Raw genomic sequence first — 12429 nt, forward strand, 5'->3', positions numbered from 1 at the left:
TCCCAGCTCCAGGAAAGCGTCATCGTCTGGTCTGAGGTCCGGCTCCCCTACCCCCGGGACCGATCGAACGCGGCCCGAGCCACATGCACCGAGGTGATGCGCCAACACCTCTGAAAGGCTCGTGATCTTGGTGCCAACTACCCCTCTTTTGTGCCAACTAAAAATCCTCGTCACGCCCCGTCACCGTCGCACCCTCGGCATCCCCAACCCGATCCACGAGATGATCTCCCGCTGGATCTCGTTGTTGCCGCCGCCGAAGGTGAAGATGACCGCCGAGCGGTAGCCGCGTTCGAGTTCGCCGTGCAGGACCGCTCCGGTCGAGCCCTCCTTGAGGGCGCCGGGGGCCGCGACGATCTCCATGAGCCAGGCGTAGGCGTCGCGCCGGGCCTCCGAGCCGTAGACCTTGACGGCGGAGGCGTCCTGGGGGGTGAGGGTGCCGTCCTGGACGGCGCCGACCATCTGCCAGTTGAGCAGCTTCAGCGCGTCCAGCCGGGCGTGGGTGCGGGCCAGGAGGCGGCGTACCCACGGCAGGTCGGCGACGCGGCGGCCGTCCGCGAGCTTGGTCTCCATCGCCCAGCGCTGCACGTCGTGCAGGGCGCGGATCGCCATGGTGCCGTGCGCTGCCAGGGTCACGCGTTCGTGGTTGAGCTGGTTGGTGATCAGCCGCCAGCCCTGGTTCTCGGCGCCGACCCGGCGGGAGACGGGGACACGGACGTTCTCGTAGTAGCTGGCGGTGGTGTCGTGCGAGGCGAGGGTATTGATCAGGGTGCAGGAGTAGCCCGGGTCGGTGGTCGGCACCAGGAGCATGGTGATGCCCCTGTGCGGCGGGGCGTCGGGGTCGGTGCGGACCGCCAGCCACACCCAGTCGGCCGTGTCGCCGTTGGTCGTCCAGATCTTCTGGCCGTCGACGACGTACTCGTCGCCCTCCAGGACCCCCCGGGTGCGCAGGGACGCCAGGTCGGTGCCCGCGCCGGGCTCGCTGTAGCCGATGGCGAAGTCGATCTCGCCCGAGAGGATCTTCGGCAGGAAGTACGCCTTCTGCTCGTCGGTGCCGTACCGCATGATCGTCGGTCCGACGGTGTTCAGCGCCATGAGCGGCAGCGGGACGCCGGCCTGGGCGGCCTCGTCGAAGAAGATGAACTGCTCCATGGCCGTCAGGCCGCGCCCGCCGTACTCCTTCGGCCAGCCCACCCCGAGCCAGCCGTCCGTACCGAGCCGCCGGATGGTCTCGCGGTAGAACCGCTTCTGGGCGGCCGGGTCGCCGTGCCGGGCGTAGGTGTGGTCCGGGACGAGTTCGGCGAAGTAGGACCGCAGTTCGGTGCGCAGCCGCTGCTGCTCGGGCGTGTATTCGAGGTGCACGGCGCCTCCAGGCTCCCAAGACCGGTCCTGTCGGCGCACACCGTAGAACGTGTTTCAGAAATTGGGAATGGCATTGTCAGTTCAGGGTGGCGAGGAAGTCCGTGCACGCCCTTGCGCAGGCGCGGCACGCCGCCGCCGAGTCCTCCGCTCCCGCTTGCCTGTCGAAGACGTGGGCGGCTTCCAGGCACACGGTCCGGCACCACTCCACCTGGACTCGGATGGTGCTCTCGTCCACCTGGTTCTGCTCGGACAGCACACGGCAGGTCGCGTCGCAGACCTCCGCGCACATGATGCCCTTGCGTCGTACGAGTTCCTGGTTCTCGGTGCCGTCGGGATCCACGAGGCTCGCGCGCAGCGCGCACGCCCGCGCGCACTCAGTGCACGCCTGCGCACAGGCGAAACGGTCCTCCAGGAACCGGAACAGCTCCTGCTGGGATGTCGTCGAAGTCACACCGCGCGGGTAGCCCCGGTCGGTGCCGGTCAAACCCGTGATACCCGGTGTTCCCCGATGTTCCGTCCGGTGCGGCGGTCGCCCGGGCCCAGCGGGATCGGAGGAGACCAGCGGGTTCACGGACGCGCCCAGCAGGTTCACCGAGGAGACCAGCAGGTTCACGGAGGGGACCAGGGGTACCCGCGTGCCATGAATAGCGCATGGATGGAGATGGCCGCGGGCAGTGGCGCCGTCGGCATCGGGCTGGTCGTGGCGGGTGTGGTGGTCGTGGCCCTGCTGCTGGGGGCCTTCGTCCTCGGCGTGCGCGTCAAGCGCAGGGAGCTGCCCACACCCCGCCCGGACGAGCAGCCGCGGCTGCCCGACGGGGGCCCGGTCCGCGAGACGAGTGAGCGCCGGGAGCCCGAGGAGGTCCCCCGGAGCGACGAGCGCCTGACCCCGCACCAGCTGAAGGGTCAGGGCACCATGAGCGACCGCACGAGCGCGTCGCAGGAGCGCCCTCGCTGGAACGAGGGCAGCAGCGGTTCGTTCGGCAGCGGCGGCCCGGGCGGCGGCTGAACCCGGGAGCCTGCGGCCGGCGTGGCCGCGAAAACCTGGCAGAAGGGCCCGTGCCTGTGCACGGGCCCTTCTCCATGTCCGGAGCCGGCGGCACAGGTGTGAGGTGGATCACAGGTTCCAAGTGCATCGTGGAGCGGGGGCCTGCGTCTTTTGAGAGGTGTAGGGGGCCACTGAGACGCAGGACGGTGAGGATGGAGCAGGTTCGGGCGGACGGCTTCGACGAGTTCGCGGCCGCCCGTTGGTCGACGCTGCTCCATGTCGCGCGTCTGCTCACGGGGGGCGACCGGCAGCGTGCCGAGGATCTGGTGCAGGAGGCGTTGGTCAAGCTGTGGTTCGCCTGGCCGAAGATCGCCGATCAGGCTCCGGAGGCGTATGTCCGCACGGTGCTGGTACGGCTGGCGGCACGCTCGGCGCGGCGGCGCTGGTGGGGGGAGCGTCCGGTGGAGCAGCTGCCCGACCGGGCCGGCCCGGTCGACGTGTCGTCCGCCGTCGCGGAGCGTTCGCGGCTGGAGGCGGCGCTGGCCCAGCTGTCGCCCAAGCAGCGGGCGGCGGTGGTGCTGCGCTACTACGAGGACCTGCCCGAAGCCCAGGTCGCACAGGCCCTGGGCTGTCCGGTGGGCACCGCCAGGTCCCATGCGTCACGCGGAGTCGCACGGCTCCGTCAGATCCTGTCCGACGCCGTCAGGCCCGTGACATGAAAGGAGAACCGATGGACGACTTCGAGCGGGACCTGTCGCGGCTGATGCGCGACACCCAGCAGCACGCCCCCTACGAGCCCGAGCACCGGCAGCGGCTGCACGCGGGCATCAGGACCCGCCGCAGGTCGCGGTTGCTGTGGAAGGCGGGCGGGTCCGCCGTGGCCGTGGCGGGGCTCAGTGTCGGACTGGCCCTGCTGCCCGGCATGCTCACCCGGGCCCAGCCCGCCGATCCCCGGCCGCAGCCGGCGACGAGCCCGACGACCTCTCCGGACGGCACGCCGACGACCGAGCCGTCGGCGACGAGCCCGACTCCGAGCCGGCAGCCCGAGACGACCCTGCCTGCCACCACGACCGGCACCATCACTCCGTCCGGGACGGCGGACGAGCCGGTCGACCCCACCCCGACGGCCACGGCCTCCGAGAGCCGGACCGGCACGACGCCGCCCGCACCACCGCCCGCCCCGACACCGACGACGGCCCCTCCGTCCGCGCTGGACTCCGAGGAACCCTCCGCATCGGCCTCCATCGAGTAGCCGCCTGAGCGGCCCTGCACGTCAGGGACTCCTCACACGTCAGGGGCGTCTCGCCCCGGATTTCCTCACCGCACCACCGCCATGGGCGCCTTCGGCCTGCCCGGAACCGGCGCTCGGGCCTGCCCCGCGCCAGAAAGAGACCGTGAGACAGCCATGCGAACCGTACGGCGGTCGGCCCTGATCGACCGCCCGATACCCGAGCCGTCCGCGCTGCCACGCCGGGCGCCGCTGCCCGCGCACCACCCGGATCCCGTGCTGGACGTGGTCGTTCCCGTGTACAACGAGGAACACGACCTGGAGCCCTGCGTCCGGCGGCTGCACGCGCACCTCGGCGAGACCTTCCCCTACGCGTTCCGCATCACCATCGCCGACAACGCCAGCACCGACGGGACCTCGCGGATCGCCGCACGGCTGGCCGCGGAACTGCCCGGCACGGACTTCATCCGGCTGGCGGAGAAGGGGCGGGGCCGTGCGCTGCACGCCGCGTGGTCCCGTTCCCGCGCCCCGGTGCTCGCCTATCTGGACGTGGATCTGTCCACCGATCTCGCCGCGCTGCTGCCGCTGGTCGCGCCGCTGATCTCGGGCCACTCGGACATCGCCATCGGCACCCGGCTGGCCCGTGGCTCGCGGGTGGTGCGCGGACCGAAACGGGAGTTCATCTCCCGCTGCTACAACGGGCTGCTGCGCGGCACGCTCGCCGTGGGCTTCTCCGACGCGCAGTGCGGGTTCAAGGCGGTGCGGCGGGACGTCGCCGAGCGGCTGCTGCCGCTGGTGGAGGACCGGGAGTGGTTCTTCGACACCGAGTTGCTGGTCATCGCCGAGCGCGCGGGGCTGCGGATCCACGAGGTGCCGGTGGACTGGGTGGACGACCCCGACAGCCGGGTCCACATCGTCTCCACGGCGCTGGCCGATCTGCGGGGCATGGCCAGGCTGGGGCGGGCCCTGGCCTGCGGGAGACTGCCGCTGTCCGCGCTGCGGCGCAGCGGCGGTGACCTCGACGGGGAGCTGCCCGCGGGTCTGGCCCGGCAGGTGGTGCGCTTCGCCGCCGTCGGCGCCGCCAGCACCCTGTGCTACCTGCTGCTGTACACCGTGCTCAGACCGGCGACGGGAGCGCAGGCCGCCAACGCGCTGGCCCTGTTCGCCAGCGCGATCGCCAACACGGCGGCCAACCGGCGGCTCACCTTCGGCGTACGGGGTCGCGGCGGCGCGCTCCGCCACCACCTCAAGGGCCTCGCCGCCTTCCTGATCGGGCTGGCCCTGACCAGCGGTTCGCTGGCCGCCTTGCACCACATCGCACCCGGGACCGGCCACCGGGTCGAGCTGCTGACGCTGATCGCCGCCAACCTGGCCGCGACGCTGCTGCGCTTCCTCCTCTTCCGGGCCTGGGTGTTCCCGGCCCGCCGCACGACAGGAACCACCGCCCCATGAGCACCGTCCAGTTGCGCCGCCCGCCCGCAGGCACCGGCCACCCCGAACTGCACCCGACATCACGGGGGTTGGGGCCGCGACTGCGCACCGCCGCCGTCCGCCACGGGCCCGTACTGCTGACCTACGGCGTCCTGAAGCTGGCCGGCTTCGCCGTCTTCATGTACCTGCTGGACTCCGCGGGTGACTTCCGGAAGAAGAACCCGCGCTTCGGCGGCGGCGAACACGCCTGGGACGTCCTGGCAAGCTGGGACGGCTGGTGGTACCAGCAGGTCGCCGAGCACGGGTACGACCCCGCTCTGAAGCCGGTCCCGGGCGCGACGGGCATGATCACGCTGGAGGGCAATTCTGCGGCGTTCTTCCCGCTGTACCCGACGCTGATGCGGCTGGTGTCGGAGTGCACCGGGCTCGGCCTGTACGGCGCCGGCATGGTGGTCTCCGTCGTCGCCTCGTTCGCCGCCGCGCTCGGCATCTACGCCGTGTCGAAACGCCTCGGCGGCCACCGGGCCGGTCTGGTCGCGGCCGGGCTGTGGGCGGTCTGGCCCGGCTCGGGCACGGAGTGGTCGGGCTACTCGGAGTCCCTCTACACGGCCCTCGCCGCATGGGCCTGTCACGCCGTCATGACCCGTCGCTGGCTGACCGCGGGCCTGCTGACCTTCGCGGCCGGGCTCTGCCGGCCCACCGCGGTCGCGCTGGTGGCCGCCCTGGCCTTCGCCGCGGTCATGGCACTGCGCCGGCGTGAGGACGGGATTCGCCGCCCCCTGGCCGCCGTGGCGATCGCGCCCCTGGGCCTGTTCGGCTACCTCGCCTGGGTCAACTACCGCATGGGCGACCTCAACGGCTACTCCAAGCTCCAGGACGGCGCCTGGGGCCACAAGTTCGACTGGGGAGTCCACTCGTTCAACGTGCTGACGTCCATCCCCGTCGGTCACTTCGACTACCTCTTCGCGATGCCCTTCGAGGACGTCATCGGCGTCTGCGTGGTGCTGATGGTGCCGGTGCTGACCGTGCTGCTGATACGCCTGCGACCGCCTGGCGTACTCGTCGTCTACACCGTCCTGTCGTACCTCATGGTGATGACGACCCAGCAGTACTTCGGCAACGTCTCGCGCTATCTGCTCCCGCTCTTCCCGCTGTTCGTCCCGCTCGCCCTCGCGATGCGGCGGCTCAGGTGGCCGTCCCTGACGACGGTCCTCGGGATGGCCGCGCTGGCTTCCGGGTCGTACGCGGGATACGTGCTCTTCGTGCTGGGGGTGCCGTAGACCGACGCCGGCGACCGGTGAGATGGCACCGAAACATTCCCTTCACCCAGGAAGTATTTAGGGGTAACGACCGCTGCCTACCGTGCCTGCCTTGTCAGTCCCCAACCCGCAGCAAGGAGGCGTGGCATGAGTGCCGAGCCACGACTGGCCGAGGTCGCCGAGCCGGAACCCGCACAGCAGGCAGCGCCGGGCACGGACCAGGCCGTCAAGGAGACCCTCGAGGACTACACGCTCCGTTTCGCGCCACGCAGTTACCGGCGCTGGACCCCGATGGTGGTGGCGACGACCGCGCTCGGCGGCATCGCCTACATGGCCGACTTCTCCATCGGGGCCGGCATCGGCCTTGCCCACGGCACCGGCAACGCGCTGCTCGCGATCGCCGTCGCCGCCGTCGTGATCTTCGTGACCGGATTCCCGCTGGCCTACTACGGGGCCCGCTACAACATCGACCTGGACCTGATCACCCGCGGCTCCGGCTTCGGCTACTTCGGCTCGGTCCTCACCAGTGTCATCTTCGCCAGCTTCACCTTCATCTTCTTCGCCCTCGAAGGCTCGATCATGGCCCAGGGCCTGAAGCTGGGCCTCGGACTGCCGCTCTGGCTCGGCTACTTGGTCTCCACGCTGATGGTGATCCCCCTGGTGATCTACGGCATGACGGCGCTGAGCAAGCTCCAGGTGTGGACCACCCCGATCTGGCTGCTGCTGATGGTCGGCCCGCTGGTCTACCTGGTCGCCACCGACCCGGGCACCGTCGACCGCTTCCTCGCCTACGCGGGCACCGACGGGGACGGCGGCATCAACACCGCGTCCGTGCTGCTCGGCGCGGGCGTGTGCCTGTCGCTGATCGCGCAGATCGGCGAGCAGATCGACTACCTGCGCTTCATGCCGCCCAAGACCGAGGCGAACAAGCGCAGTTGGTGGACGGCCGTGGTGATGGCCGGACCGGGCTGGGTCGTGCTGGGGGCGCTGAAGCAGGCCATCGGCGTGTTCCTCGCGGTGTACATCATCGCCGAGGTCGGAGCCTCCGCCGCGCCCGAGCCGATCCAGCAGTTCAAGGGTGCCTTCGACGCGATGATGCCGTCCTGGCTCGTGGTTCCGCTGGCGGTGGTGCTGGTCGTCATCAGCCAGATCAAGATCAACGTGACGAACGCGTACTCGGGCTCGCTCGCCTGGACCAACTCCTTCACCCGGGTCACCCGGCGCTACCCCGGCCGGATGGTCTTCGTGCTGGTCAACCTGGGCTTCGCGCTGGCCCTGATGGAGGCCGACATGTTCAGCTTCCTCAACGGCATCCTGGGTTTCTACTCGAACTGCGCGATCGCCTGGGTGGTCACGGTGGCCACCGACATCGGCATCAACAAGTACGTGCTGAAGCTGTCCCCGCACGCCCCCGAGTTCCGCCGCGGCATGCTCTACGCCGTCAACCCGGTCGGGGTCGTCGCCTTCGTCGCCGCCTCGGGGCTGTCCATCGCCCTGTACTTCCATGCCCTCGGCGACATGCTCCAGCCGTACTCCCCCGTCGCCGCGGCCGTCATCGCCTTCGTCCTCACGCCGCTGATGGCCGTGGTCACCAAGGGCCGGTACTACCTGCGCCGCACCGACGACGGCATCGCCGAGCCCCTGCTGGACGAGGACGGCAACCCCAGCGCCGTCACCTACGAATGCCATGTGTGCCGGCAGCAGTTCGAGCGGCCGGACGTGGCGGCCTGCCGAACACACGACGCGGTCGTCTGCTCCTTGTGCCTGAGCACCGACAAGGTCGGCGACCACGTCCTGCCCGCGGCGGTCTGACCCGTACGGCGGGAGCGCGGTCGGGTGCTCCCGCCGTACGGCACGTTCCAAGTCGGTCTCGGCGCGCTGTGCGGGACCGGATGAGGAGGCGGCTCCGGGACCCGGGCGGCATACTGATCTTGCGCTGCGCACGGATCAGGACCGACGGTCGGAGAGGGGATGACGGGACGTGGCCACCGAAGAGCCGGACGGGCGGGGAACTCCCCGCGAGCCGAACGGCGTTCCCCCCGTCTCCGACGAGGTCTGGCTGAGGTTCCTCACGGACAGCGAGTCCGCCATACGGCTCTCCGCGCCCAGGGAACCCTCCGCGAGGGAGCGGGCGGCGGGGCGGCAGCTCCAGCCCCCGCACGCCGTCGGTGACCTGTGGCAGCCGGAGGACCTGTGGGTCCGTGGGGCGTGGCGGGACCTGGACCGCCGGTCCAAGGTCCGGCGGGCGGGGCGGGTCGTCGCCACCGCGGCCGCCGTCGCCCTGGCGCTGGGTGCCTGGTCCCAGCTGTCCACCGGCGCGGGCACGGGCCACCGGCCCGAGGGGAGCACGGTGCGGCAGGTCGAGGGCGCCACGGCGCGGCTGTCCACCGCGACGCCCGTGCCGTCCACGCCCTCCGTCCCGCCGCCGTCGCGGTAGCGCGCGCAGAGCGGGTGGGGGCCATGCCGAACTCGAGCAGGGACGGGGCAGGGGGCAAAACACCCAGCCCCGTCCTCTGACACGGAGCCGAGGTCTCAGCCCGTCTTCCAGCCCCTTCTCGTGTCGATCCGCTCCCACTCGGCCTCCCACTGGGCCATGCGCCGCCGGTCGAGGAACAGGCGGGTCAGCCACGCGGCTCCCAGTACCGCACTGCCCGCGAACACCCCGGCGAGCGCACCACCCATGACGGTGTGCAGCCAGGCCTCGCCGCCGGTCACCGGCGGCGTCGTGAGGTCACCGCTCCGGTTCACCCACACGGAGTGGGTGCTCCCGGCGGGGGCCCTGGGCGGTACCCGGGCCTCGTCCCGGTGGATCGAGCCGTCCGGCGCGGTCCACCGCACCTTGCCCCACACCCGGTGGTCGCTCGCTCCGCCGGCCGATGACGGGCCGGGCGCGTCCTTGACGACCACCGCCGGGACCTGGCGGCTCTCGGCCCGCTGCCGTTCGACGGCCTGCTCGACCGTGCCCGCCGCCACCAACCCGGCGACCACCCCGCCCAGCAGGGCGAGCACCCAGCCGGCCAGCACGACCCAGGCTTCGACGACATCGACGCGCCGTTTGAGCACGTTGCGTCGCCACCGCCACCACCGCACGGTCGTACGCACTGACGTTGTCATAGGCCGACACCCCCTCGTGAGCACCGGCAGCACCCTTCCAGTGTGCGCCTGACAGCCGTGAACGCTCGCCGATCAACGCCGTCGGTTCCTTCCGGGGGGCGTGGGGCGTGGTTCAGCCGGGAGAGGCCGCGATCCGTACCCGGTCGCTCTCGTCGCCGGACAGGAAGGAGGCCATCGCCCGTCCTTCCTCGGTGACGCCGGTGCGGTCGGTCCGGGAGAAGCGGCGCAGCGGGGTGACGAGTACCGTGTCCGCCTCCACGGTCCAGGTCGCGGCGACCCTGCCGTCGACCAGGACGACGCGTTCGCCGGCCACGGACAGGTGGCGGTGCGCGTCGTCGATGATCCGGCTGCGGTCGTGGTAGCCGAGGATCGCGTTGTCGAACGCCGGCAGGAACCGGACGGGTGCCGGGGTGTCGGGGTCGGGGCGGGGCGCGTCGGGGAGGTCGAGCAGTTCGCGGCCGCGCTCGTCGCGGAAGGCGACGAGTTCCTCGCGCAGGGCGGAGACCGCGCCGGGCAGTCCGGCGAGGCCGCACCAGGCACGCAGGTCGGCCGAGGCGGCAGGGCCGTAGGCCGTCAGGTAGCGCCGCACCAGCGCCTGGCCCACGGGGTCGGAGCCGTCCGGGGCGGGCGGGTCGATCTCGCGTCCCAGCCAGGAGGAGATCAGCGCGTAACGCGCTCCCGCTTTCGTGCGCCACAGACCGCGCGGCGGCAGCTGGACCGTGGGCAGCAGGGCGGCGACCAGCATCTCGCCCAGGGGCCGGGGCCCCGCCGCGGGCCAGCGGCCGGCCACGGCTCTCGCGAGTTCGGGCATGGAGCGGGGTTCGCCGTCGGCCAGGACCTCCCGGCCCGCCGCGGCGAGTTCATCGGGGTCGACCCCGTCGAGCTCGCGCCGGTAGACCCCGAGGACCCGCTGACGCAGCATGCCGTCGTGGCGGGCACGCCAGGCCACGACATCGTCGGTGGTCACGAGGTGGACGGTGCGGCGCATGAGGTGGGTGCGCACGACACGTCGCCCGGTCAGCAGGTCCGACAGCTCCGCCGGGTCGAACACCCGCAGCCGCGACCAGAGCCCGAGGAACGGCTCCTGCGGTTCCTGCGCCTGCAGACCGCACAGGTGCGCGACGGCGTCGAGCGCCGGCAGGCCGGCGCGCTCGAGGAGCAACTGCCGGGCGAGGGTGGCGCGGTTGAGCGCCCGGGCGTCGAGCACGGTCATCGGAGCACCTCGGTTCTCGGGTCGTGTGCCGACCCGTGGGCAGGGTGTCGGGGCGGCGCGCGTGCTCACGCTCGCACGGGATGCGGTCAGGCCGTGACCGCGTCCCGTGCCGGTGGGGCTCTCCGGGCGTCCGTCGCCGCGCTCAATGTCGGCGCGGCCACGCGGGTGTCACCAGGCGGGGCGCGACGATGCTGCCGGAGCTGAGTGACTCCTCCTGCTCATCTGAGTAGGCACACTCATGTCCCCGTCGTGGTCCGCTCGAACACTGGGCGCATGAGAAGACTTTCCGAGCTGGTCGGCACGGCCGCCCACACGCTGCGGCGCTCGCACATCACACTCGTGACGGCGCTCGTCGCCACCGTTGGACTCGTCGCATGCGGCACCGAGAGCGCCGGCACCGACGCCGGCCTGACCAGTCCCGCGGGCGGCGCCGAGGACCGGCCCGGTACGGCCTTCTCGAAGATGCTGGACGAGGTCGCGGAGACCTGCCCCGCCGACGGCCCGCCGCAGGCACCCCCGTCCGGGCCTGCCAACCCCATGCCGTCCGGTGCGGAGGAGACACCGCCGAGCGGCGCGGTCGTGCCGATCGCCCCCACGGCCGGGCCGGAGGTGGAGCTCAACGCCCGGGACTGGTGCGCCGGACACCTCCATGCGGAGCGCGTGGCCCGAGCCCTCAGGGGCCTGAAGAAGCCCACGCCCACCGACGTCAGGGCGGTCCTGAAGGATCTCGGCTACATCGACGAGCGCATCCACGGCCTCCGGCAGTCGGGCGCGGCCACGCGGTTCTCCCTCGACCTGCGCGACCGCGGCGGACGGCTCTGCACGGCCGGCTCCGCGGCCGGTGCCAGGACGGTCGTGGACCTGTGCGTGGCCTCCGCCACCGGCCCGTTCGTGACGGGGCAACGGAGTCGGTGACGCCGCGCCGCCAGGCCCCGGCCGATGAGTTTCCGATGGTCGCGCAGTCCACCCGTCGACACGAAGGGAGCGCACCATGCGCAAGATCATCGTTTGCACGTTCCTGTCCCTGGACGGCGTCATGCAGGCTCCGGGCGGTCCGGACGAGGACGCCGAGAGCGGCTTCGAGCACGGCGGCTGGCAGAAGCCGGTGTCCGACGACGAGGTCGGCGCGGCCATCGCCGGCTGGTACGAGCCCTCAGACGCGATGCTGCTCGGCCGCAAGACGTACGACATCTTCGCGGCGTACTGGCCGACCGCCGATCCCGGCAACCCGTTCACCGAGCGGATGAACAGCATGCGCAAGTACGTGGCGTCCCGGACCCTGACGTCCCTGGAGTGGGAGAACTCCACGCTGCTGGAGGGCGACGTCGCCGACGCCGTGCGCGAACTGAAGGCCTCCGACGGCGGCGACATCAACGTCGTCGGCAGCGGCGACCTCGCCCAGACGCTCATGCGGCACGACCTGGTCGACGAGTACCGGCTGACCATCCATCCGGTGATCATCGGCACCGGCAAGCGGCTGTTCGCCGACGGAGCGGTCCCCACCGCGCTGGAGCCGGTCGGTGTCTCGACGACGAAGAGCGGCACCGTCGTCGGCGTCTACCGGCCGACCGGCAGGCCCGGCTACGACAGCTACTAGGTTCTGGCCCCTCGCTCAGTGCCCTGCCGTGCCGGGACGAGGACGGCGGTGAGGTGGAGTGCGGCCTGGCGGGCGTCGGCGAGTTGTCACATCGTGAGACCAGGCCGCCGGCCATTCCCTATGTTTCCTATCGACTTACTAGGAAAGTATTGACGGAGACTTGCGCGGCTGCGCAGGATGATGCGCATGGCCCACATGTCTTTCCCGCCCGTGAGGCTCAACACCCCGCTCTGCAAGCGAACT

13 protein-coding genes are annotated in these 12429 nt (G+C 71.5%); 9 read left to right on the plus strand and 4 right to left on the minus strand.

The features are described from left to right. Nucleotides 1–180: 180 nt before the first annotated feature. Together BJ965_RS02635 and BJ965_RS02640 are read right to left on the minus strand one after the other, a co-directional pair. On the minus strand, nt 181–1359 hold the full coding sequence (locus BJ965_RS02635) for an acyl-CoA dehydrogenase family protein (protein WP_184907163.1): 1179 nt from the start codon (nt 1357–1359) through the stop codon (nt 181–183). Between the two features lie 76 nt (nt 1360–1435). Further along, nucleotides 1436–1810, minus strand: a complete 375-nt coding sequence (locus BJ965_RS02640) for a ferredoxin (RefSeq protein WP_184907164.1) — start codon at nt 1808–1810, stop codon at nt 1436–1438. A 189-nt stretch (nt 1811–1999) separates the two neighbouring features. On the opposite strand from BJ965_RS02640, the gene BJ965_RS02645 reads away from it, so the two are divergent. From BJ965_RS02645 to BJ965_RS02675, 7 genes are all read left to right on the plus strand, one after another. Continuing rightward, on the plus strand, nt 2000–2365 hold the full coding sequence (locus tag BJ965_RS02645) for a DUF6479 family protein (RefSeq protein ID WP_184907165.1): 366 nt from the start codon (nt 2000–2002) through the stop codon (nt 2363–2365). Nucleotides 2366–2556: 191 nt separating this feature from the next. Beyond that, on the plus strand, nt 2557–3063 hold the full coding sequence (locus BJ965_RS02650) for a SigE family RNA polymerase sigma factor (protein WP_184907166.1): 507 nt from the start codon (nt 2557–2559) through the stop codon (nt 3061–3063). Nucleotides 3064–3074: 11 nt separating this feature from the next. Then, nucleotides 3075–3596, plus strand: coding sequence for a cellulase (locus BJ965_RS02655; protein ID WP_184907167.1), 522 nt, complete (start codon nt 3075–3077; stop codon nt 3594–3596). Nucleotides 3597–3749: 153 nt separating this feature from the next. Continuing rightward, a complete protein-coding gene (locus BJ965_RS02660) occupies nt 3750–5024 on the plus strand; it encodes a bifunctional glycosyltransferase family 2/GtrA family protein (RefSeq protein WP_184907168.1) in 1275 nt (424 codons plus the stop codon). Beyond that, nucleotides 5021–6283, plus strand: a complete 1263-nt coding sequence (locus BJ965_RS02665; protein ID WP_184907169.1) for a glycosyltransferase family 39 protein — start codon at nt 5021–5023, stop codon at nt 6281–6283. The genes BJ965_RS02660 and BJ965_RS02665 overlap by 4 nt, the downstream gene beginning before the upstream one ends. Nucleotides 6284–6409: 126 nt before the next feature. Further along, nucleotides 6410–8074, plus strand: coding sequence for a purine-cytosine permease family protein (locus BJ965_RS02670; protein WP_184907170.1), 1665 nt, complete (start codon nt 6410–6412; stop codon nt 8072–8074). Nucleotides 8075–8243: 169 nt separating this feature from the next. Continuing rightward, nucleotides 8244–8699 carry a hypothetical protein gene (locus BJ965_RS02675; RefSeq protein ID WP_184907171.1) on the plus strand — a complete coding sequence of 152 codons (456 nt, stop codon included), beginning with the start codon at nt 8244–8246 and terminating at the stop codon, nt 8697–8699. Nucleotides 8700–8794: 95 nt separating this feature from the next. Here BJ965_RS02675 and BJ965_RS02680 read toward each other — a convergent pair whose 3' ends face one another. Together BJ965_RS02680 and BJ965_RS02685 are read right to left on the minus strand one after the other, a co-directional pair. After that, nucleotides 8795–9376 carry an Rv1733c family protein gene (locus tag BJ965_RS02680; protein WP_184907172.1) on the minus strand — a complete coding sequence of 194 codons (582 nt, stop codon included), beginning with the start codon at nt 9374–9376 and terminating at the stop codon, nt 8795–8797. A 112-nt stretch (nt 9377–9488) separates the two neighbouring features. Beyond that, complete coding sequence (locus tag BJ965_RS02685; protein WP_184907173.1) at nt 9489–10589, minus strand: winged helix DNA-binding domain-containing protein; 1101 nt, start codon at nt 10587–10589, stop codon at nt 9489–9491. 273 nt (nt 10590–10862) lie between these two features. Here BJ965_RS02685 and BJ965_RS39020 point away from each other — a divergent pair, with 273 nt between their 5' ends. Further along, the gene (locus BJ965_RS39020; RefSeq protein ID WP_246545823.1) at nt 10863–11504 is read left to right on the plus strand and encodes a hypothetical protein; all 642 of its coding nucleotides are present in this window, start codon (nt 10863–10865) and stop codon (nt 11502–11504) included. 76 nt (nt 11505–11580) lie between these two features. After that, a complete protein-coding gene (locus BJ965_RS02695) occupies nt 11581–12186 on the plus strand; it encodes a dihydrofolate reductase family protein (protein ID WP_184907174.1) in 606 nt (201 codons plus the stop codon). Nucleotides 12187–12429: the final 243 nt, after the last annotated feature.

Source organism: Streptomyces luteogriseus (assembly GCF_014205055.1).
Classification (GTDB): Bacteria; Actinomycetota; Actinomycetes; order Streptomycetales; family Streptomycetaceae; genus Streptomyces; species Streptomyces luteogriseus.